The sequence below is a fragment of the Pseudomonas sp. 2835 genome, from assembly GCF_050435905.1.
GTDB lineage: Bacteria > Pseudomonadota > Gammaproteobacteria > Pseudomonadales > Pseudomonadaceae > Aquipseudomonas.
The window spans coordinates 67408-86971 of record NZ_JBNDLE010000007.1 but is presented as its reverse complement, the minus strand read 5'-3'; the positions used below and the strand labels follow the sequence as shown (position 1 = coordinate 86971).

The following is a 19564-nucleotide window of genomic DNA, read 5'->3' as shown; positions in this document are numbered from 1 at the left end:
GTAGGGCGAATCCTGGATGAACTGCCACTGGCCATTGCCCGACAGGCTTCCTGCGGGTTTGGCAGTCACCTTAGTCAGGGCGCATGACGGTTTTGTGGCAGTTTATAGCGGAGTTCCGAGAAGTACGTAGGAAGGCTGGAACTGCACCTTAAGGTCACTGCCTATAACGACCTGATGGTCCTTCAGCCAGCGGGCTTCGGCGAAGGCACACAGGGTTTGCCCGCTGGCCAGGGCCAGGCGCACTTCGGTGGGCCCCTCGGCGGCGTCCAGCAGGGCATCGACCTTGACCGGCAAACAATTGTAGCCCTCGGCAGGTTGCTCACCGAGGCCCAGCAACTCCAACCAGCCCGCCTTGATCAGCGCGACGACGGCGGTACCGGGGCTGAGCTCCAGGCGCCCGGTGCTGTCGTGGGTGATTTCGGCGTCGATGCGCAGATCGCCCGCCAGGGTCAGGCTGATGCGGTCATAGCGGCCCAGGGTCTCAATCGAGCTGATGCGCCCGTGCAGTTGGTTGCGCGCACTGGTACGCAGCATCAGGCGGCCGAGCAGGTCCAGATCACTGGCGTCTTCGGCAGCTTCGAGAATCTGCGTCTGCAGCGCCTGCAAACGTTGGTACAGGCGCAATACCCGCTGGCCTTCGGCAGACAGCTTTGCGCCGCCGCCGCCACGGCCGCCGACACTGCGTTCGACCAGCGGGCTGGCCGCCAGGTTGTTGAGCTCGTCGATGGCATCCCAGGCGGCCTTGTAACTCATGCCGGCGCTTTTTGCCGCACGGGTGATCGAGCCTTGTTCGGCAATGTGTTGCAGCAAGGCAATCCGCTGCGGGCGGCGGACGATGTGCTGGGTGAGCAGGGCAGGCAGAGACATAAGCGGTAACGGGCACCTGATGGGAATCAGCCCGAAAGTGCCCGCACCCCGCGTTCAAGTCAAGCGCTGCCGGGCTTGGCGGTGCGTGCCAGGCAGTAGACATCGACCCGCCGGGCACCCGCCTTGAGCAGCAGGCTGGCCAAGGCCTGGGCAGTGGCGCCAGTGGTCAGCACGTCATCCACCAGCGCCACGTGGCGCCCGGCAATCAGGTTGCTGTCGTGGATGGCGAAGGCCTGGCGCAGGTTGCGTTTGCGCGCCCGTGCCTTGAGTCCTTGCTGGGCCGGGGTATCGAGGGTGCGGATGAGCACCTGTCCGTTGCAACTGATACCCAGTTGTTGCGCCAGCCAGTTGCCGAGCATGCCCGCCTGGTTGTAGCCGCGTTGGCGCAAACGCTGCCGTGAAAGCGGTACCGGCAGCAATAAGGACGGGCGCGGCAACCCTTCGTCGAAACGATGGATCAACCAGCGCCCGAGCAGTTGCGCCAGCAGGCGGCCCAGCGGCCACTGGCTGTTGTGCTTGAAGCGGGTGACCAGCGCATCGACCGGAAAACCGTAATGCCAGGGCGCCTCGACCCGATAGAAGGCCGGCGGACGCCGGCTGCACTGGCCACAAACCAGGCCATGCATGGGCAGCGGCAGGGCACACACCTGGCAATGTTCATCCAGCCAGGGCAGTTCGCTTTCGCAGGCGACACACAAGGGGTAGGGCTGCTCGGCCGTTTCATTGCAGAGCAGACAGCTATGGTTGTTAAATAACCAGTTGTAAACCTTGGTTTTGACTTGTGGTTGACAGTGCATCAGCCTTCCTTAACTATGCGAGCTATCCGTGATGCGCTGGCGGGGTTTCCTGTGCCGGCGCTTGTACAAGCCTAAACAAGGAACCGCCGATGAGCGCCAGCACAACTGCAACAACACGTCACGACTGGTCCCTGGCCGAGGTCAAAGCCCTGTTCCAGCAGCCGTTCAATGACTTGCTGTTCCAGGCGCAAACCGTGCACCGCGCGCATTTCGACGCCAACCGCGTGCAGGTTTCGACCCTGCTGTCGATCAAGACCGGCGCCTGCCCGGAAGATTGCAAATATTGTCCGCAGTCCGGCCACTACAACACCGGGTTGGAAAAACAGAAGCTGATGGAAGTGCAGAAGGTCCTTGAAGAGGCTGCCCGGGCCAAGGCCATCGGCTCGACCCGTTTCTGCATGGGCGCCGCCTGGAAGCACCCCTCGGCCAAGGACATGCCCTACGTGCTGCAAATGGTCAAAGGGGTCAAGGCCATGGGCCTGGAAACCTGCATGACCCTCGGCAAGCTCGACCTTGAGCAAACCCAGGCACTGGCCGAGGCCGGGTTGGACTACTACAACCATAACCTCGATACCTCGCCGGAGTTTTACGGCAGCATCATCACCACCCGCACCTACAGTGATCGCCTGCAGACCCTGGCCTACGTGCGCGACGCCGGGATGAAGATCTGCTCGGGTGGCATCCTCGGCATGGGCGAGTCGCTGGACGACCGCGCCGGGTTGCTGATCCAGCTGGCCAACCTGCCGGAGCACCCGGAGTCGGTACCGATCAACATGCTGGTGAAAGTCGCCGGCACCCCGCTGGAGAACGCCGAAGAAGTCGACCCGTTCGACTTCATCCGTATGCTTGCGGTCGCCCGCATTCTTATGCCCAAGTCCCACGTGCGGCTGTCGGCCGGCCGCGAAGCGATGAACGAGCAGATGCAAGCCCTGGCCTTCTTCGCGGGTGCCAACTCGATCTTCTACGGCGAGAAACTGCTGACCACCGCCAACCCGCAAGCCGACAAGGACATGCAACTGTTCGCGCGCCTGGGCATCCAGCCTGAAGCCGGTGAAGAGCACGCCGACGAAGTCCATCAGGCGGCCATCGAGCAGGCCTTGGTGGAGCAGAAGAGCAGCGAGCTGTTCTACAACGCCGCCTCGGCCTGAGGCGCGCATGGCTTTTGATCTTCGCGCGCGGCTCGAACAACGCCGCGCGGCTGACCTGTACCGTCAGCGCCCGTTGCTGCAAAGCCCGCAGGGCCCTGAAGTGGTGGTCGACGGCCAGCCGTTGCTGGCGTTCTGCAGCAATGACTACCTGGGCCTGGCCAACCACCCGGAAGTAATCGCCGCCTGGCGCGCCGGTGCCGAGCGCTGGGGTGTCGGCGGCGGCGCTTCGCACCTGGTGATCGGCCACAGCAGCCCGCATCATGCGGTGGAAGAGGCCCTGGCCGAACTTACCGGGCGGCCGCGGGCACTGCTGTTTACCACCGGCTACATGGCCAACCTCGGTGCCTTGACCGCTCTGGTCGGGCAGGGCGACACGGTGCTGCAAGACCGCCTCAATCATGCCTCGCTGCTGGATGCCGGGCTACTCAGTGGCGCGCGCTTCAACCGTTACCTGCACAACGATGCCCAGAGCCTGGCCAGCCGCCTGGACAAGGCGGTCGGCAACACCCTGGTGGTGACCGACGGGGTGTTCAGCATGGACGGCGACCTGGCCGATCTGCCCGCCCTGGCTGCCGCGGCGAATGCCCGCGACGCCTGGCTGATGGTCGACGACGCCCATGGCCTGGGCACCCTGGGGCGCAACGGCGGCGGCATCGTCGAGCATTTTGGCCTGAGCCTTGAACAGGTGCCGGTGCTGATCGGCACGCTCGGCAAGGCTTGCGGTACGGCGGGTGCGTTTGTCGCCGGCAGCGAAGAGCTGATCGAATGCCTGATCCAGTTCGCCCGGCCCTACATCTATACCACCAGCCAGCCCCCGGCCCTGGCCTGCGCCACCCTGCGCAGCCTGGAGTTACTGCGCAGCGAACACTGGCGGCGTGAGCACCTGGCAGCGTTGATTCAGCAGTTTCGCCGCGGCGCCGAGCAGATTGGCCTGCAGTTGATGGACAGCTTCACGCCAATCCAGCCGATCCTGATCGGTGACAGCGCGCGCGCCTTGCGCCTGTCGCGGATGCTGCGCGAGCGTGGCTTGCTGGTGACCGCGATCCGCCCACCCACGGTGCCTACCGGCAGCGCGCGCCTGCGCGTAACCCTGAGTGCGGCGCACAGCCCGGCGCAGGTCCAGCTATTGTTGAATGCATTGGCTGACTGTTATCCGCTGCTGGAGCCTGCTGATGCGTAACCATCTGATCCTGTTGCCGGGCTGGGGCCTGGGCAGTTCTGCCTTGCAACCACTGGTGGCGACCCTGCGGGCCATCGACCCTGGCCTGCGGGTGGAGATTCAAGCCCTGCCCAACCTGGTGTCGAACAACCCCGAAGACTGGCTCGACAAGCTCGATCGGCAACTGCCGCGCCATGCCTGGCTGGGTGGCTGGTCACTGGGCGGCATGCTCGCTGCCGAACTTGCCGCCCGGCGCGGCGACGACTGCCATGGCCTGATTACCCTGGGCAGCAACCTCAGTTTTGTCAGCCGCCCGGACTGGCCGCACGGCATGGCGCTGGATACTTTCCAGACCTTCCTCGAAGGGTGCCGCTATCACACCCAGGTCACCCTCAAGCGCTTCGTTTCGCTGTGCAGCCAGGGCGCTGAAGAGCCGCGCAGCCTGGCCCGCCTGCTCAGCGCCGGCCTGCCGGTTCCCGCTCCCGAGCAATTGGTGGCCGGGCTTGAGGTACTTGGCAAGCTCGATACCCGCGCCGCGCTGCAGCGCTACGGCGGCCCGCAGCTGCACCTGTTTGCTGGCCGTGACGGCCTGGTACCGGCGGAAGTGGCCGGCGAGTTGCTGGAAATACTGCCCGACGTGGAAGTCGGGCTGCTGGAAGACAGTGCTCATGGTTTTGTGATGGAAACACCTCATGAGTTGGCGGCAGCAATCAAGGCCTTTGTACATGAGAGTGGCGATGACTGATCTTTCCCTGCCGGGCCTGCCCGGTGCCCTGCCCGATAAACGCCAGGTCGCAGCGTCGTTCTCCCGCGCTGCTGCCAGCTACGACAGCGTCGCCGAACTGCAGCGCGCGGTAGGTACTGCGCTGCTTGAGCGGTTGCCGGGTGCACTTGAACCGCAACGCTGGCTGGACCTGGGCAGTGGCACCGGCTACTTCAGTCGTGCCCTGAACAGCCGTTTTTCCCAGGCCGCCGGTATCGCCGTGGACATCGCCGAAGGCATGCTCGAGCACGCCCGCGAGCAGGGCGGGGCGCATCATTATGTAGCTGGCGATGCCGAGCGCTTGCCGCTGCGCGACGCCAGTGTCGAGTTGATTTTCACCAGCCTGGCGGTGCAATGGTGCGGCGATTTTCGCGCAGTGCTCAGCGAAGCCCGGCGCGTGCTGCAGCCCGGCGGTGTACTGGCGTTCGCCAGCCTCTGCGTCGGCACCCTGCATGAACTGCGCGAAAGCTGGCAGGCGGTCGATGGCCTGGTGCATGTCAATCGCTTCCGGCGTCTTGAAGACTATCAGCGCCTGTGTGGCGAAAGTGCCTTGCAGGTGCTGAGCCTGGAGGCCCGCCCGCACGTACTGCACTACCCCGATGTGCGCAGCCTGACCCACGAACTCAAGGCTCTCGGCGCCCACAACCTCAACCCCGGTCGCCCGGCGGGGCTGACCGGTCGGGCGCGGATGCAGGGGCTGTTGCAGGCATATGAGCGCTTCCGCCAGCCGCATGGACTACCGGCGACTTACCAGGTGGTCTACGGTGTACTGCAAAAGCCGCCGGTAGAAGGGGATTGAGATGAACCCGGCCTATTTCATTGCAGGGACCGACACTGACGTCGGCAAGACCACCATCGCCGCTGGCCTTCTGCACGCCGCGCATCTGGCCGGCCTGAGCACCCTGGGTGCCAAACCGGTGGCGTCCGGTTGCGAGGCCAGCAGCCGAGGCCTGCGCAACGCCGATGCCATGGCGCTGATCGCCGAAAGCTCGCTCAAGCTGCCTTACGAACAGGTAAACCCGTTCGCCTTCGAGCCGGCCATTGCCCCGCACCTGGCGGCGCGCGAGGCCGGTGTCGCCCTGAGCGTGCAGGCCTTGTTGGCGCCGATGCGCGAGGTGCTGGCCCAAGGCGCGGATTTCACCTTGATCGAAGGTGCCGGAGGCTGGCGCGTACCGCTGTCCGATCAGGCCAACCTGTCGGACCTGGCCATTGCCCTGAAGTTGCCGGTGATCCTCGTGGTCGGTGTGCGCCTGGGTTGCATCAACCACGCCTTGCTGACGGCCGAAGCCATCGCCCGCGACGGCCTGCAACTGGCCGGCTGGGTTGCCAATATCGTCGACCCGCGCACCTCGCGCCTGGAAGAAAACCTCGCCAGCCTCGCCGAGCGCTTGCCGGCGCCGTGCCTTGGGCGGGTGCCGAAACTCAAGCAGGTTAGCGCCGAAGCCGTGGCCGCGCACCTGCAACTGGACCTGCTGGACTGACACCCGTCTATCATAAGGCACAGTGCCATTAGTGTTTTCAACGGGCCTTTTGCCGGCAAGTCTGCTTCAATAGAGGCTGTTCGCCTTCAGCGTCATGGAGTTTCGACATGGAAATCTCGGGCAACTCAGTCTACTACGCAGGGCTCGGCGCCATTCAGGCCGGGCAGAACCGGGTCGATCAGGCCGCCAGCCAGATCGCCAACACCACCGTCGAGCGTGCCGCTACCAGCCAGTCCAGCGACTATCAGGCCGAGCGCCTGCGTGCGGTCGATCGTAGCCAGCAGATGGACCTGGCCACCAGCAGCGTCGAGATGGCCCTGGGCAAGCATCAGGTCGAACTCGGTGTCAAAGTGGCCAAAGCATCGGACGAAATGCTCGGCACGTTGATCGACACCTACGCCTGACCCCTTCGGCTCGCCCTCTGCGAGCCTTCAACTAGTCTTTATGTATCAGCGCCTTGGCCCTGCTGGCCGGCGTTCGGCTGCGCGTTTGCGGGGTATTTTGCCAGGGCAATCGCGCAGTCTGGCATGGCCGAACTGCCCTCTGCTTGATGCTTGACAAGTTTTCGGCGTAAACGTATGTTTCAAACAACTGTTTGACCGAAAGCCGCCTAGAGCTGGTCGGTATATCGCGGTCTCCCTATCCAGGATTCATCAGCAGAGGTTCATCGCTATGCCTGATTACAAAGCCCCCTTGCGTGATATTCGCTTCGTTCGTGACGAGCTGCTCGGCTACGAAGCGCATTATCAGAGCCTGCCGGCTTGCCAGGACGCTACCCCGGACATGGTTGACGCCATCCTCGAGGAAGGCGCCAAGTTTTGTGAACAGGTACTGGCCCCGCTGAACCGTGTCGGCGACCTCGAAGGCTGCACCTGGAGCGAGTCGGGCGTAAAAACCCCATCCGGCTTCAAGGAAGCCTACAAGCAATTCGTCGAAGGTGGCTGGCCGAGCCTGGCTCATGACGTCGAGCACGGCGGTCAGGGCCTGCCTGAGTCGCTGGGCCTGGCGGTGAGCGAAATGGTTGGCGAGTCGAACTGGTCGTGGGGCATGTACCCTGGCCTGTCCCACGGCGCGATGAACACCATCTCCGAGCACGGCACCGCCGAGCAGCAAGAGACCTACCTGACCAAGCTGGTATCCGGCGAGTGGACCGGCACCATGTGCCTGACCGAGCCACACTGCGGTACCGACCTGGGCATGCTGCGTACCAAGGCCGAACCTCAGGCTGATGGTTCCTACAAAGTTACCGGCACCAAGATCTTCATCTCGGCCGGTGAGCACGACATGGCCGACAACATCGTCCACATCGTCCTGGCTCGCCTGCCCGATGCACCGGCTGGCACCAAAGGCATTTCGCTGTTCATCGTGCCGAAGTTCCTGCCGACCGCCGAAGGCACTGTCGGTGAGCGCAACGCTGTTTCCTGTGGCTCGATCGAACACAAGATGGGCATCCACGGCAACGCCACCTGCGTGATGAACTTCGACGCCGCTACCGGCTATCTGATCGGCCCGGCCAACAAAGGCCTGAACTGCATGTTCACCTTCATGAACACCGCTCGCCTGGGTACCGCGCTGCAAGGCCTGGCCCACGCTGAAGTGGCGTTCCAGGGCGGCCTGAAATACGCTCGCGACCGCCTGCAAATGCGCTCGCTGACTGGCCCGAAAGCGCCGGACAAAGCCGCTGACCCGATCATCGTTCACCCGGACGTACGTCGCATGCTGCTGACCATGAAGGCGTTCGCCGAAGGCAACCGCGCCATGGTCTACTTCACCGCCAAGCAGGTGGACATCGTCAAGTACAGCCAGGACGAAGAAGAGAAGAAGAAAGCCGACGCACTGCTGGCCTTCATGACTCCAATCGCCAAGGCATTCATGACCGAAGTCGGCTTCGAAGCGGCCAACCACGGCGTGCAGATCTACGGCGGCCACGGCTTCATTGCCGAGTGGGGCATGGAGCAGAACGTTCGCGACAGCCGCATCTCGATGCTGTACGAAGGCACCACCGGCATCCAGGCCCTGGACCTGCTCGGCCGTAAAGTGCTGATGACCCAGGGCGAAGCGCTCAAGGGCTTCACCAAGATCGTGCACAAGTTCTGCCAGGGCAACGAAGGCAACGAGGCGATCAGCGAGTTCGTCGCACCACTGGCCCAACTGAACAAAGAGTGGGGCGAGCTGACCATGAAGGTCGGTATGGCGGCGATGAAAGACCGTGAAGAAGTCGGTGCCGCTTCGGTGGACTACCTGATGTACTCCGGTTACGCCTGCCTGGCTTACTTCTGGGCCGACATGGCGCGCCTGGCTGCCGAAAAACTGGCCGCCGGCACCACTGAAGAAGCCTTCTACACCGCCAAGCTGCAGACCGCGCGCTTCTACTTCCAGCGCATCCTGCCGCGTACCCGCACCCATGTCGCAACCATGCTGTCGGGCGCCAACAACCTGATGGACATGAACGAAGAGCACTTCGGTCTCTCGTACTGATTCAAAGGCTGTAAGAAAAAACGCCTGCCCTCACCGGCAGGCGTTTTTTTTTGCCTTTTGCTTCCTGTGGGAGCGCATTCATCTATTCATGTGCGCTGCCGATACATTAAGGCACAATGCCATTATTGATCTGCCGGGTCGGAGATTACCCTTGTTTCGTTTATCCGCTGTACGCCTGAGCCACTTCCTGCCATCAGTCTGTTTGCTGGTGTCGGGGCTCGCGGCCGCTTATGTGAGAGACCTCAGCGTCTTTTTCACATCGCTGTTCAATGTCCTGCCCACCTTGGTCCTGTTGCTCGGCGGCGCCTATTGCGCCGTGTACCGCCGTCAGCGTGAGCTGTTTCTGATGCTCACGGTGTATATCGCCTACTTCCTGCTCGATACCCAGACCGACTTCTACCGCGACAACGGTCGCGTGCGCGAAGATGCGGCGGTGGTGTTCCATCTGGTTTGCCTGCTGTTGCCGCTGATGTTTGCCCTGTACGGCGCCTGGCAGGAGCGCACGCATCTGTTCCAGGACATGGTCGCGCGCTTTGCCGTACTGCTGGCCGTGGGCAGCGTCGCTCTGGGCCTGGAGCAGAGTTTCCCCCAGACACTGCTGACCTGGCTGGCGGAGATCCGCTGGCCATCGTTGCACGGCCAGTGGATGAGCCTGATCCAGCTGGCCTACCCGGTGTTCTTCTGCGCCTTTATCCTGCTGGTGGTGCAGTACCTGCGCCAGCCACGGCCGTTGCATGCCGCGCAGTTGATCGGCCTGATCGGTATCTTCTGGATGCTGCCCAAGACTTTCATCCTGCCGTTCACCCTGAACATCATGTGCAGCCAGGTGATGCTGATGATTGCCGCAGCGGTGTCCCACGAGGCTTATCAGATGGCCTTTCGTGATGAGCTGACCGGCTTGCCCGGCCGCCGCGCGCTCAACGAGCGCATGCAGCGCCTGGGGCGCAATTATGTGCTGGCAATGACCGACGTCGACCACTTCAAGAAATTCAACGACACCCACGGCCACGATGTCGGTGACCAGGTGTTGCGCCTGGTGGCCAGCAAGCTGTCCAAGGTGACCGGTGGCGGTCGGGCTTATCGCTATGGTGGTGAGGAATTTGCCGTGGTGTTCGCCGGCAAGAGCATCGAGGAGTGCATGCCACACCTTGAGGCGGTGCGTGAGGTGATCGCCAACTACAACATCCAGCTGCGCAACCAGGACAGCCGCCCCCAGGACGACCAGCAAGGACGCCAGCGCCGCGGAGCGTCGGCGGCCTCCAGCGTTTCGGTGACCATCAGCATCGGCGTCAGCGAGCGCCTGGCCGATCATCGTTCACCCGACGAAGTGCTCAAGTCCGCCGACCAGGCCCTGTACAGCGCCAAGGGCGCCGGGCGCAACTGTGTTGTCGCCTACGGGGTTCAGGCCAAGCGTGGCGCAGTACGCATGGCGTGACCGAAATAGACTATACAGTCGCTAGATGACCCTATGTGTCACAAAAGTTGTTCGGTTACACTGCTTGCATAACAGTGATGCGGCCTGCGGGCCGTCCCCGACTCTAGTGTGAGAGGTAGCCATGGCTGACTATAAAGCGCCCCTGCGCGATATGCGCTTCGTCCTCAATGAAGTCTTCGAGGTGTCCAAGCTCTGGGCGCAGTTGCCGGGCCTGGCCGAAGTGGTCGACGAAGAAACCGCCCTGGCGGTGCTCGAAGAAGCCGGCAAGGTCACCAGCAAGAGCATCGCGCCGCTGAGCCGCAGCGCCGATGAAGAAGGCTGCCACTGGGACAACGGTGCGGTGAGCACCCCGGCCGGTTTCATCGAGGCCTATCAGACCTACGCCGAAGGCGGCTGGGTGGGCGTCGGTGGCGACCCGGCCTACGGTGGTATGGGCATGCCCAAGGTGATCTCGGCCCAGGTCGAGGAGATGGTCAACTCGTCCAGCCTGGCGTTCGGCCTGTACCCGATGTTGACTGCCGGTGCCTGCCTGTCGATCAACGCCCACGCCAGCGACGAGCTGAAAGAAAAGTACCTGCCGAATATGTACGCCGGGATCTGGGCCGGCTCCATGTGCCTGACCGAACCGCACGCCGGCACCGACCTGGGCATCATCCGCACCAAGGCCGAGCCTCAGGCTGATGGCAGCTACAAGGTCAGCGGCACGAAGATCTTCATCACCGGTGGCGAGCACGACCTCACCGAGAACATCATCCACCTGGTGCTGGCCAAGCTGCCGGACGCCCCCGCCGGGCCGAAGGGCATTTCCCTGTTCCTGGTGCCGAAGGTCCTGGTCAATGCCGATGGCAGCCTGGGCGCGCGCAACCCGGCCACTTGCGGCTCGATCGAGCACAAGATGGGCATCCAGGCTTCGGCCACCTGCGTGATGAACTTCGACGAAGCAGTCGGTTACCTGGTCGGCGAGCCGAACAAAGGCCTGGCGGCGATGTTCACCATGATGAACTACGAACGCCTGGGCGTTGGTATCCAGGGCCTGGCGTCGGCCGAACGTTCCTACCAGAACGCCATCGAATATGCCCGCGATCGCCTGCAGAGTCGCTCGCCAACCGGCCCGCAAGCCAAAGACAAGGTTGCTGACCCGATCATCGTCCACCCCGATGTGCGACGCATGCTGCTGACCATGAAGGCCCTCAACGAAGGCGGTCGTGCGTTCTCTACCTATGTGGCGATGCAGCTCGATACCGCCAAGTTCAGCGAAGACGCCCAGACCCGCAAGCGCGGTGAAGACCTGGTGGCCTTGCTGACGCCGGTGGCCAAGGCATTTCTCACCGACCTTGGCCTGGAGTCGGCCGTGCATGGCCAGCAAGTGTTCGGCGGCCACGGTTATATTCGTGAGTGGGGCCAGGAGCAACTGGTGCGCGATGTGCGCATCACCCAGATCTATGAAGGCACCAACGGTATCCAGGCCCTCGACCTCATGGGGCGCAAGGTGGTTGGTAGCGGCGGCGCGCTGTACAAGCTGTTCGCCGACGAGATCCGCCACTTCACCGCCAGCGCCGGCAGCGAGCTGGGCGAGTTCGTCAAACCGCTGAATGCTGCCCTGGATAACCTCGACGACCTGACCGCCTGGGTGCTGGACCGGGCCAAGAGCAACCCGAACGAGATCGGCGCGGCGTCGGTAGAGTACCTGCAGGCGTTTGGCTATACCGCCTACGCCTACATGTGGGCGTTGATGGCCCGCACCGCCCTGGCCAAGCAAGGCGAAGACGACTTCTACGCCAGCAAGCTGGGCACCGCACGCTTCTATTTCGCCCGTTTGCTGCCGCGGATTCACTCGCTGAGCGCTTCGGTCAAAGCCGGTAGCGAGTCGCTGTACCTGCTGGATGCGGCGCAGTTTTAAGCGTGATAGTAGTTTGTAAGCATTCTCTTACATGACGTGGTGACTTTTCGCCTCTATCGGAAGATTGGATCCACAGTTAATCTTCTCACATGGACGTAGCGCAGGAAGCGCAAAGTACAGAACACGGACACGAAGGATTCCTGCCAGGATGGCGGGGCGAAAAGGATGTCAGGGAAACAGTCTGCAAAGCCCCGCTTCGGCGGGGTTTTCTTTTGCCTGCGATTTGACCTCAGCCCAGCACATCCAGCGGTGACACACCGATCTGGCGCGGGTCAGCTTCTTCTTCCAGCAGGTTGCGCAGCAGTTCAACCGAGGCTTGCTGGCGCTGCGCATCGCGAAACACCAGGCCGATCTTCAGCGGCACCCGTGGTTCGCTCAATGGCTTCCACAACAGATCCTGGTCATCTTCGACCACTTCCTTGGCGCGCCCCGGCAATACCGTTGCCAGCGAGGTGTGCGCAAGGCTGTCGAGAATCCCGCCCATGTTGTTCATTTCCGCCTGCACTTGCGGCCGCCGGCCGAGGTTGGCCAGTTGCGACTGCCAGATCTGGCGCACCTGGAATTCTTCGCCGAGCAGCAGCATCGGCAGCTCGGCCGCCTGTTTGAGCGATACCTTCTTGAATTCGCGCAAGGGGTGGGTATTGGGGATGACCAGTTGCAGTTCGTCTTCGTACAGCAGCAGCCCATGCAGGCCGGGCTGGCGCGGCGGCAGATAGCTGATGCCGATGTCCAGGCTGCCATTGAGCAGGCGCCGTTCGATTTCCAGCCCCGACAGCTCATAGATTTGCACCACCAGATGCGGCTGCGCCTTGCGCACCCGGTCGAGCAGTTGCGGTACCAGGCTTGGCCGCACGGTTTGCAGCACGCCGATGGCCAGGGTGCGCAACGACTGGCCCTTGAAGTTGCGCAATGCCTCGCGGGCCCGCTGCAGGCCATCGAGCAAGGGCAGGGCGTGGTTGTACAGGGTGTGCGCGGCCAGGGTCGGCAGCAGACGCTTGTTGCCGCGCTCGAACAGGCTTACATCGAGGTTCTGTTCAAGCTGGCGGATCTGTTGTGACAGCGCCGGTTGCGACAGTGACAGGCGCTCGGCAGCCCGGCCGACGTGGCCCTCTTCATACACCGCGACGAAATAACGCAGTTGGCGAAAATCCATAACTAATACTTATCAAAAATGCTCGAAAAACCAAATGGCCGTTAGCCTGCAAGAAGCCTAGTCTATCCCGTATTCACAAGGTTTACAGGGCCAGAAGGCGCGATGAATACCGTGTATGTGGATGGCGTTTACATAGGCAAGGCAAAAAACCTCGGGCATGGCTTATTGACTGATATCGATAAGCAGGAGGTTGCAAGACGGTTGTGGTTATGGCCACAGGGGCTGGGGAACGACGAGCACGGCGACCCACGCTTTCATACCGGCCCCGAACGGGCCTTGCACCATTACCCGGCCGAACACTACGCCTGGTGGCGGCAACGTTATCCACAGATCGACTGGCGCGCCCCGGGTTTTGGCGAAAACCTCTCGACCCACGGCCTGGATGAACATCAGGTCTGCCTGGGCGACATGTTCCGCTGGGGCGGGGCGCTGTTGCAGATCAGCCAGCCGCGTTCGCCGTGCTATCGCCTGAGCCATCGCTGGGGGTTGTCGAACCTGCCGCAGCAAGCCCAGGACAGTGGCCGCTGTGGCTGGTTCTACCGGGTGCTCAAGCCTGGTTTCGTCAGCGCCGAGGAGCCTTTTGAACTGATTCAACGCAGTTATCCGGGCCTGACCGTGGCCTGGGCCCTGCGCACTTTTTACCGTGAACCTCTGGAGCATGCAGGTTTGAAAAAGCTGGTGGATTGTCCGGCCCTCTCGTCTCGCTGGCGCGATATCGCGATCAAGCGCATACGCACCGGCCAGGTCGAAGACTGGACCGCGCGTCTGCTGGGCCTGCCGCTCGAGGGGCTGCGCGCATGAACCTGTTCAACCTGCGCCGCCCGGCCCCGGCCGTGGCCGAGCGCAAGATCGCTCCTGCCGTTACTCAATCTGTAGACGCCCAGTCGCGTGAATACCTGATGCCAGCGGTAGAGCGTGCACCCCAGGTGTTCGTCCGCGGCCAGGGTTCATGGTTGTGGGACAGCGAAGGCCATGCGTATCTGGACTTCACCCAGGGTTGTGCAGTCAACAGCCTCGGCCACAGCCCCAGCGTGCTGGTCAAAGCCCTGGGCAGCCAGGCCCAGGCGTTGATCAATCCGGGTTCCGGTTTTCATAACCGTGGCTTGTTGAAGCTGGTCAATCAATTGTGCGAAAGCACCGGTAGCGATCAGGCCTACCTGCTCAACAGCGGCGCCGAAGCCTGCGAAGGGGCGATCAAGCTGGCGCGCAAATGGGGCCAGCTGCATCGCAACGGCGCCTACCACATCATCACCGCCAGCCAGAGCTGCCATGGCCGCAGCCTGGGCGCGCTGTCGGCCTCCGACCCGTCGCCGTGCAATCGCTGCGAGCCCGGTTTGCCGGGCTTCAGCAAGGTGCCATTCAATGACCTTGAAGCGCTGCACGCGGCGGTCGACTCACGCACCGTAGCGATCATGCTTGAACCGATCCAGGGCGAAGCCGGGGTGATTCCGGCGACCCAGGCGTACCTGCAGGGTGTCGAGCGCCTGTGCCGTGAGTTGGGCATCCTGCTGATTCTCGATGAAGTGCAGACCGGCGTCGGCCGCTGCGGGACGATGCTCGCCGAACAGTTGTACGGCGTGCGTGCCGACATCCTCACCCTCGGCAAAGGCCTGGGTGGCGGCGTGCCATTGGCGGCCTTGCTGGCCCGTGGCAGCGCCTGCTGCGCAGAGCCCGGCGAGCTGGAAGGCAGCCACCATGGCAATGCGCTGATGACTGCAGCGGGCCTGGCGGTGTTGCAGACCGTACTGGAGCCGGGCTTCTTCGAGCATGTGCAGGATTCCGGGCGGCACCTTCGCGATGGCCTGAGCCGTCTGGCCGGCCGTTATGGCCAGCTTGAGGTACGCGGCCAGGGCTTGCTCTGGGCGTTGCAACTGAATGAGGACATTGCCGCCGAGCTGGTTAAGGCCGCCTTGCATGAAGGTTTGCTGCTCAATGCTCCACAGGCCGATGTGCTGCGTTTTTCGCCAGCGCTGACGGTGAGCAAGGGCAACATCGACGAGATGCTCCTGCGCCTGGCCCGGGCCTTTGCCCGCGTGCACGCCGCGCAGCAGAACCAGCGACGCGAGGCCACGGCCTGATCAATAGCGCGCTTTAACGAATTATCCGAACCGTCTCGCGTTCCTGCGCATCGCCCCGGGCCTGTTGTTTTTGGCTTGGGGCGTTTTTTTGTCTGCTGGCGACGAGTGGAACCCTGATGACGCGCTAGAGTCAGTTCTAGTACATCTTTGAAGGGAGCTGCCCAATGGACTTTATCCGCATCATCATCGCCATTCTCCTGCCGCCGCTTGGCGTGTTCCTGCAGGTCGGCTTCGGCGGCGCCTTCTGGCTGAACATCCTGCTGACGTTGCTGGGGTATATTCCGGGCATTGTGCATGCGGTGTATATCATCGCCAAGCGGTGAGGCCAATCGCGGTCTAACTGCCCTCCAGCACCCGCTGATAGAACTTCCATTCCTCTTCCAGCGCATGTGCCAGGTTGCTCGCGGTACGAAAACCGTGACGCTCTGAAGGGTAGAAATGCCCTTCGGCGCGAATGCCGTTGGCCTTTAGCGCAGCCAGCATCGAACGGGTCTGTTCTGGCACCACCACGGCATCCAGCTCGCCCTGGAAGAAGATCACCGGCACCTTGATGTTGGCAGCATGCAGCAACGGTGTGCGCTGCTGGTAACGCTCGGCATCGGCCACGGGGTCGCCGATCAGCCAGTCGAGGTAATCGCCTTCGAACTTGTGCGTGGCCCGGGCCAGCGCCTGCGGATCGCTGACGCCGTACAGGCTGGCGCCGGCGCGGAACACATCGTGGAACGCCAGGGCACAGAGGGTGGTGTAGCCGCCGGCGCTGCCACCGCGGATAAACGCGCGCTGGGGGTCGATCAGCTTGCGTTCGGCCAGGTGCCTGACCACGGCGCAGGCATCTTCGACATCAACCTCGCCCCAGCGCAGGTGCAAGGCCTGGCGATAGTCGCGGCCATAGCTGCTGCTGCCTCGGTAATTGAGGTCGGCCACGGCAAAGCCACGCTGGGCCCAGTACTGGATGCGCGGATCGAGCACCGGGTAGCAGGCCGAGGTCGGGCCACCATGGATGAACACCAGCAGCGGCGGCTGCGCCTCACCGTTCATGGCCGGGTAGAAGAAACCGTGGGCGATGCCGTCACCGCTGGGGTAGCGCAATGCTTGCGGCCGGCTGATGCGTTCGGCCGGCAGCGGTAAAGCACCGCCCGCCAATACCTGAACCTGATGATTCTGGCGGTTGATGGCGATTACCGCAGGTGGGCTGATGGCTGACGCGGCAATGGCATAGATGTGCTGCTCGTCGAGATCGAGGCAGCGGAAGCGGTTGTAGTTCGCGCTGTAGTCTTCTACCGAACCATCGGAATGACAGATGCCTAAGCGGCTGAAGCCGTTGTCGAACCAGCTGGCCAGGTAGCGTTGCTGATCCAGCGCCAGCCAGGTGCTGGCGCCCAGTTGCCAGGGCGCGCCGGCATGGTCGGCAGCGGCGGCCGGCAATGCGCTCCAGCCCGCGGCGGTTTCGCCCCAGGGCTGCCAATAACCGTTGCGGTCGGACAGGCAATACAAGCGGCCGCCGGCATCAAAATGCGGTTGCTGCAGGGATTGTTGCGGGCCTTGTTCACCGGCGATACAGCGTGGTGTGCTCCAGCGGCCATCGGCCTGGCGCTGGCAACAGAGCAACCGGGTTGCGGTCCATGGTTGCTCGGGGCGGCTCCATTCTATCCAGGCCAGGCGCGAGCCATCGGCGCTGAGGGTGGGCGCGGCGTAGAAGTCGGCGCCTTCGGCCAGTACTTCACGGCTACCCTTGGCGATGGCCACCAGACGATGCTCCACCGCCCCCGGGCCATGGCTTTCTTCCACTGCCAGCACCTGGCCGTTGGCCCAGCGCAGATCCCCATAACGCTTCAGGCCTTCGGTCAGGGGTTGCGGCAACCCGCCGTCAAGGTCTTGGCAATAGAGCTGCTGGTCGGCCTCGTTGACAAACACCAGGCCATCGTCGCTCAGGCAGAAGCTGCCGCCACCGTACTCATACACCCGGCTGCGCACGCTGAAGCCATTGGGCGTCAGGCAGCGGGCCTGGCCATCGCGCCAGTGCCAGATCCGGCAGGCGCCGTCATTGGGGCGAAACTCGTTCCAGAACAGGCCCTGGGTGGCAACCCGAAGCTCGGCAAAATCGGTACCGGCGGCGACCGCCTGTTCGGCGCTGAAACGCTCAGCCGCGGACAATGACACGGGAGTTTCGCTCATTACGGAAGGTCAGCTCATCGATGGTCTGGTGGGCATGCTCGGCGTCTTCACGCGCCTTGAGGATGATGCCGTGTTCAGCCGACTTGGCGCAAACCGGGTCGGCATTGCTGGCATCGCCGGTCAGCATGAAGGCCTGGCAGCGGCAGCCACCGAAGTCTTTCTCTTTTTCGTCGCAGGAGCGGCACGGTTCGGGCATCCAGTCATAACCACGGAAGCGGTTGAAGCCGAACGAGTCGTACCAGATGTGCTCCATGCTGTGCTCGCGCACATTGGGAAACTGCACCGGCAGCTGCCGGGCGCCATGGCAGGGCAGGGCGGTGCCGTCCGGGGTGACGGTGAGGAACACGCTGCCCCAGCCGTTCATGCAGGCCTTGGGGCGCTCTTCGTAATAGTCCGGGGTGACGAAGATCAGCTTGCACGGGTTGCCGGCGGCCTGCAGTTTGGCCCGGTACTCGTTGGTGATGCGTTCGGCGCGTTCGAGCTGGGCGCGGGTCGGCAGCAGGCCGACGCGGTTCAGGTGTGCCCAGCCATAGAACTGACAAGTGGCCAGTTCAACGAAGTCGGCTTCCAGGGCCACGCACAGCTCGATGATGCGGTCGATCTTGTCGATGTTGTGCCGATGGGTGACGAAGTTCAGCACCATCGGATAGCCATGGGCTTTTACCGCGCGGGCCATTTCCAGTTTTTGCGCGAAGGCCTTCTTCGAGCCGGCCAGCAGGTTGTTCACCTGCTCGTCGCTGGCCTGGAAGCTGATCTGGATATGGTCCAGCCCGGCCTCTTTGAAGGCGGCGATCTTCTGCTCGGTGAGGCCGATGCCGGAGGTGATCAGGTTGGTGTAGTAACCCAGGCGCCGGCCCTCGCCGATCAGTTCGGCCAGGTCCTGGCGCACCAGCGGCTCACCGCCGGAAAAACCCAGTTGTGCGGCGCCCATCTCCCGCGCTTCGGCCATCACCTTGAACCACTGCTCGGTGCTCAGCTCCTGGCCCTGGGCGGCGAAGTCCAGGGGGTTGGAGCAGTAGGGGCACTGCAGTGGGCAACGGTAGGTCAGCTCGGCGAGCAGCCACAGCGGCAGGCCGACGTCAGGTTTTGCCGGCAATTCAGGCAAGGCTGATCCAGTGTTCGGCACGGGCCACCTCCATGAACTGCTCGATGTCGTCACCAAGCTCGGGTACACCAGGGAACTGCGTGTCCAGCTCGGCGATGATCGCGGCTACGTCACGCTGGCCGTCGATCAGCCCGCCGATCAGTGCGGCGCTGTCGTTGAGCTTGATCATTCCCTCCGGGTACAACAGCACATGGCCCTTTTGTGCCGGCTCGTACTGGAAGCGATAGCCCGGGCGCCAGGCCGGGACTTGCGCGCGATCGAAACTCATAAGGCGATTCCTTTGTGCCAGACCCTTTCGCGGGTGACACTGTGATAGGGCGGGCGGTTCAGTTCGTAAGCCATGCTCATGGCATCGAGCATGCTCCAGAGGATGTCCAGCTTGAACTGCAGGATCTCCAGCATGCGCTGCTGGCCTTCAACTGTAGTGTAGTGCTGCAGGGTAATCGCCAGCCCATGCTCGACGTCACGCCGGGCCTGGCCCAGGCGGGTGCGGAAGTACTCGTAGCCGGCCGGGTCGATCCATGGGTAGTGCTGCGGCCAGCTGTCGAGCCGCGACTGGTGAATCTGCGGGGCGAACAGCTCGGTCAGTGAACTGCTGGCCGCCTCCTGCCAACTGGCGCGGCGGGCGAAGTTGACGTAGGCATCCACGGCAAAACGTACGCCCGGAAGCACCAGTTCCTGAGAACGCAGTTGGTCCGGGTCGAGGCCGACCGCCTGGCCCAGGCGCAGCCAGGCTTCGATGCCGCCGTCTTCGCCTGGGGCGCCGTCATGGTCGAGCAGGCGCTGAATCCACTCGCGGCGGATTTCGCGGTCCGGGCAGTTGGCCAGGATCGCGGCGTCCTTCATCGGAATGTTGACCTGGTAGTAGAAACGGTTGGCCACCCAGCCCTGGATCTGCTCGCGGCTCGCGCGGCCTTCATACATCGCCACATGGTAGGGGTGATGAATGTGGTAATAGGCGCCCTTGGCGCGCAGGGCCTGTTCGAATTCGGCGGGGGACAGCGGTTTGGCGTCGCTCATGTCGG

Annotated in this window: 19 protein-coding genes; 12 read left to right on the top strand and 7 right to left on the bottom strand. The window is 63.1% G+C overall.

All coding sequences use genetic code 11. The features are described from left to right. Nucleotides 1–102: 102 nt before the first annotated feature. The gene (locus tag ABIE20_RS12265; RefSeq protein WP_429505322.1) at nt 103–867 is read right to left on the bottom strand and encodes a TOBE domain-containing protein; all 765 of its coding nucleotides are present in this window, start codon (nt 865–867) and stop codon (nt 103–105) included. A gap of 59 nt (nt 868–926) precedes the next feature. Continuing rightward, nucleotides 927–1664, bottom strand: coding sequence for a ComF family protein (locus ABIE20_RS12260; RefSeq protein ID WP_429505321.1), 738 nt, complete (start codon nt 1662–1664; stop codon nt 927–929). Nucleotides 1665–1753: 89 nt separating this feature from the next. Between ABIE20_RS12260 and bioB the strand changes: the two genes are divergently transcribed. The 9 genes from bioB to ABIE20_RS12215 all read left to right on the top strand — a co-directional run bounded on the left by bioB (nt 1754) and on the right by ABIE20_RS12215 (nt 12028). Next, nucleotides 1754–2812 carry a biotin synthase BioB gene (gene bioB / locus ABIE20_RS12255; protein ID WP_429505320.1) on the top strand — a complete coding sequence of 353 codons (1059 nt, stop codon included), beginning with the start codon at nt 1754–1756 and terminating at the stop codon, nt 2810–2812. Nucleotides 2813–2819: 7 nt separating this feature from the next. Beyond that, nucleotides 2820–3992 (top strand): 8-amino-7-oxononanoate synthase, encoded by a 1173-nt coding sequence (gene bioF, locus ABIE20_RS12250; RefSeq protein ID WP_429505319.1) that lies wholly within the window; start codon nt 2820–2822, stop codon nt 3990–3992. Beyond that, the gene (locus ABIE20_RS12245) at nt 3985–4716 is read left to right on the top strand and encodes an alpha/beta fold hydrolase (RefSeq protein ID WP_429505318.1); all 732 of its coding nucleotides are present in this window, start codon (nt 3985–3987) and stop codon (nt 4714–4716) included. Before bioF ends, ABIE20_RS12245 begins: the two co-directional genes overlap by 8 nt. After that, nucleotides 4709–5533, top strand: a complete 825-nt coding sequence (bioC, locus tag ABIE20_RS12240) for a malonyl-ACP O-methyltransferase BioC (protein WP_429505317.1) — start codon at nt 4709–4711, stop codon at nt 5531–5533. Before ABIE20_RS12245 ends, bioC begins: the two co-directional genes overlap by 8 nt. Before the next feature lies 1 nt (nt 5534). Then, the gene (gene bioD, locus ABIE20_RS12235) at nt 5535–6215 is read left to right on the top strand and encodes a dethiobiotin synthase (protein WP_429505316.1); all 681 of its coding nucleotides are present in this window, start codon (nt 5535–5537) and stop codon (nt 6213–6215) included. A gap of 107 nt (nt 6216–6322) precedes the next feature. Then, entirely contained in the window at nt 6323–6619 is a 297-nt protein-coding gene (locus ABIE20_RS12230; protein WP_045199215.1) for a hypothetical protein, read from the top strand. A 268-nt stretch (nt 6620–6887) separates the two neighbouring features. Then, nucleotides 6888–8693 carry a phenylacyl-CoA dehydrogenase gene (locus tag ABIE20_RS12225; RefSeq protein WP_010221411.1) on the top strand — a complete coding sequence of 602 codons (1806 nt, stop codon included), beginning with the start codon at nt 6888–6890 and terminating at the stop codon, nt 8691–8693. Nucleotides 8694–8844: 151 nt separating this feature from the next. Further along, complete coding sequence (locus tag ABIE20_RS12220) at nt 8845–10128, top strand: diguanylate cyclase (protein WP_429505315.1); 1284 nt, start codon at nt 8845–8847, stop codon at nt 10126–10128. 121 nt (nt 10129–10249) lie between these two features. Next, on the top strand, nt 10250–12028 hold the full coding sequence (locus ABIE20_RS12215; RefSeq protein WP_429505314.1) for an acyl-CoA dehydrogenase C-terminal domain-containing protein: 1779 nt from the start codon (nt 10250–10252) through the stop codon (nt 12026–12028). Nucleotides 12029–12257: 229 nt separating this feature from the next. Here ABIE20_RS12215 and ABIE20_RS12210 read toward each other — a convergent pair whose 3' ends face one another. Continuing rightward, complete coding sequence (locus tag ABIE20_RS12210) at nt 12258–13181, bottom strand: LysR family transcriptional regulator (RefSeq protein WP_045199221.1); 924 nt, start codon at nt 13179–13181, stop codon at nt 12258–12260. A 102-nt stretch (nt 13182–13283) separates the two neighbouring features. On the opposite strand from ABIE20_RS12210, the gene ABIE20_RS12205 reads away from it, so the two are divergent. From ABIE20_RS12205 to ABIE20_RS12195, 3 genes are all read left to right on the top strand, one after another. Next, nucleotides 13284–13982: an MOSC domain-containing protein gene (locus ABIE20_RS12205; RefSeq protein WP_429505313.1), complete on the top strand. Its 699-nt coding sequence runs from the start codon at nt 13284–13286 to the stop codon at nt 13980–13982. Further along, nucleotides 13979–15259, top strand: a complete 1281-nt coding sequence (locus tag ABIE20_RS12200) for an aspartate aminotransferase family protein (protein ID WP_429505312.1) — start codon at nt 13979–13981, stop codon at nt 15257–15259. The genes ABIE20_RS12205 and ABIE20_RS12200 overlap by 4 nt, the downstream gene beginning before the upstream one ends. Before the next feature lie 164 nt (nt 15260–15423). After that, nucleotides 15424–15582, top strand: coding sequence for a YqaE/Pmp3 family membrane protein (locus ABIE20_RS12195; protein ID WP_003177654.1), 159 nt, complete (start codon nt 15424–15426; stop codon nt 15580–15582). A 13-nt stretch (nt 15583–15595) separates the two neighbouring features. Here the strand turns inward: ABIE20_RS12195 and ABIE20_RS12190 are convergent, their stop codons facing one another. The 4 genes from ABIE20_RS12190 to pqqC are packed head-to-tail and all read right to left on the bottom strand — an operon-like array spanning nt 15596 to nt 19559. Then, entirely contained in the window at nt 15596–17434 is a 1839-nt protein-coding gene (locus tag ABIE20_RS12190) for a S9 family peptidase (protein WP_429505311.1), read from the bottom strand. Continuing rightward, complete coding sequence (pqqE, locus tag ABIE20_RS12185; RefSeq protein WP_429505310.1) at nt 17400–18560, bottom strand: pyrroloquinoline quinone biosynthesis protein PqqE; 1161 nt, start codon at nt 18558–18560, stop codon at nt 17400–17402. The genes ABIE20_RS12190 and pqqE overlap by 35 nt, the downstream gene beginning before the upstream one ends. Further along, entirely contained in the window at nt 18532–18807 is a 276-nt protein-coding gene (pqqD, locus tag ABIE20_RS12180) for a pyrroloquinoline quinone biosynthesis peptide chaperone PqqD (protein ID WP_429505309.1), read from the bottom strand. The genes pqqE and pqqD overlap by 29 nt, the downstream gene beginning before the upstream one ends. Next, on the bottom strand, nt 18804–19559 hold the full coding sequence (pqqC, locus tag ABIE20_RS12175) for a pyrroloquinoline-quinone synthase PqqC (RefSeq protein WP_429505308.1): 756 nt from the start codon (nt 19557–19559) through the stop codon (nt 18804–18806). The genes pqqD and pqqC overlap by 4 nt, the downstream gene beginning before the upstream one ends. Nucleotides 19560–19564: the final 5 nt, after the last annotated feature.

Coding starts and splice junctions, on each gene's coding strand:
- ABIE20_RS12265 (WP_429505322.1), bottom strand. CDS start 867: ATGTCTCTGCCTGCCCTGCTCACCCAGCACATCGTCCGCCGCCCGCAG.
- ABIE20_RS12260 (WP_429505321.1), bottom strand. CDS start 1,664: ATGCACTGTCAACCACAAGTCAAAACCAAGGTTTACAACTGGTTATTT.
- bioB (WP_429505320.1), top strand. CDS start 1,754: ATGAGCGCCAGCACAACTGCAACAACACGTCACGACTGGTCCCTGGCC.
- bioF (WP_429505319.1), top strand. CDS start 2,820: ATGGCTTTTGATCTTCGCGCGCGGCTCGAACAACGCCGCGCGGCTGAC.
- ABIE20_RS12245 (WP_429505318.1), top strand. CDS start 3,985: ATGCGTAACCATCTGATCCTGTTGCCGGGCTGGGGCCTGGGCAGTTCT.
- bioC (WP_429505317.1), top strand. CDS start 4,709: ATGACTGATCTTTCCCTGCCGGGCCTGCCCGGTGCCCTGCCCGATAAA.
- bioD (WP_429505316.1), top strand. CDS start 5,535: ATGAACCCGGCCTATTTCATTGCAGGGACCGACACTGACGTCGGCAAG.
- ABIE20_RS12230 (WP_045199215.1), top strand. CDS start 6,323: ATGGAAATCTCGGGCAACTCAGTCTACTACGCAGGGCTCGGCGCCATT.
- ABIE20_RS12225 (WP_010221411.1), top strand. CDS start 6,888: ATGCCTGATTACAAAGCCCCCTTGCGTGATATTCGCTTCGTTCGTGAC.
- ABIE20_RS12215 (WP_429505314.1), top strand. CDS start 10,250: ATGGCTGACTATAAAGCGCCCCTGCGCGATATGCGCTTCGTCCTCAAT.
- ABIE20_RS12210 (WP_045199221.1), bottom strand. CDS start 13,181: ATGGATTTTCGCCAACTGCGTTATTTCGTCGCGGTGTATGAAGAGGGC.
- ABIE20_RS12205 (WP_429505313.1), top strand. CDS start 13,284: ATGAATACCGTGTATGTGGATGGCGTTTACATAGGCAAGGCAAAAAAC.
- ABIE20_RS12200 (WP_429505312.1), top strand. CDS start 13,979: ATGAACCTGTTCAACCTGCGCCGCCCGGCCCCGGCCGTGGCCGAGCGC.
- ABIE20_RS12195 (WP_003177654.1), top strand. CDS start 15,424: ATGGACTTTATCCGCATCATCATCGCCATTCTCCTGCCGCCGCTTGGC.
- ABIE20_RS12190 (WP_429505311.1), bottom strand. CDS start 17,434: ATGAGCGAAACTCCCGTGTCATTGTCCGCGGCTGAGCGTTTCAGCGCC.
- pqqD (WP_429505309.1), bottom strand. CDS start 18,807: ATGAGTTTCGATCGCGCGCAAGTCCCGGCCTGGCGCCCGGGCTATCGC.
- pqqC (WP_429505308.1), bottom strand. CDS start 19,559: ATGAGCGACGCCAAACCGCTGTCCCCCGCCGAATTCGAACAGGCCCTG.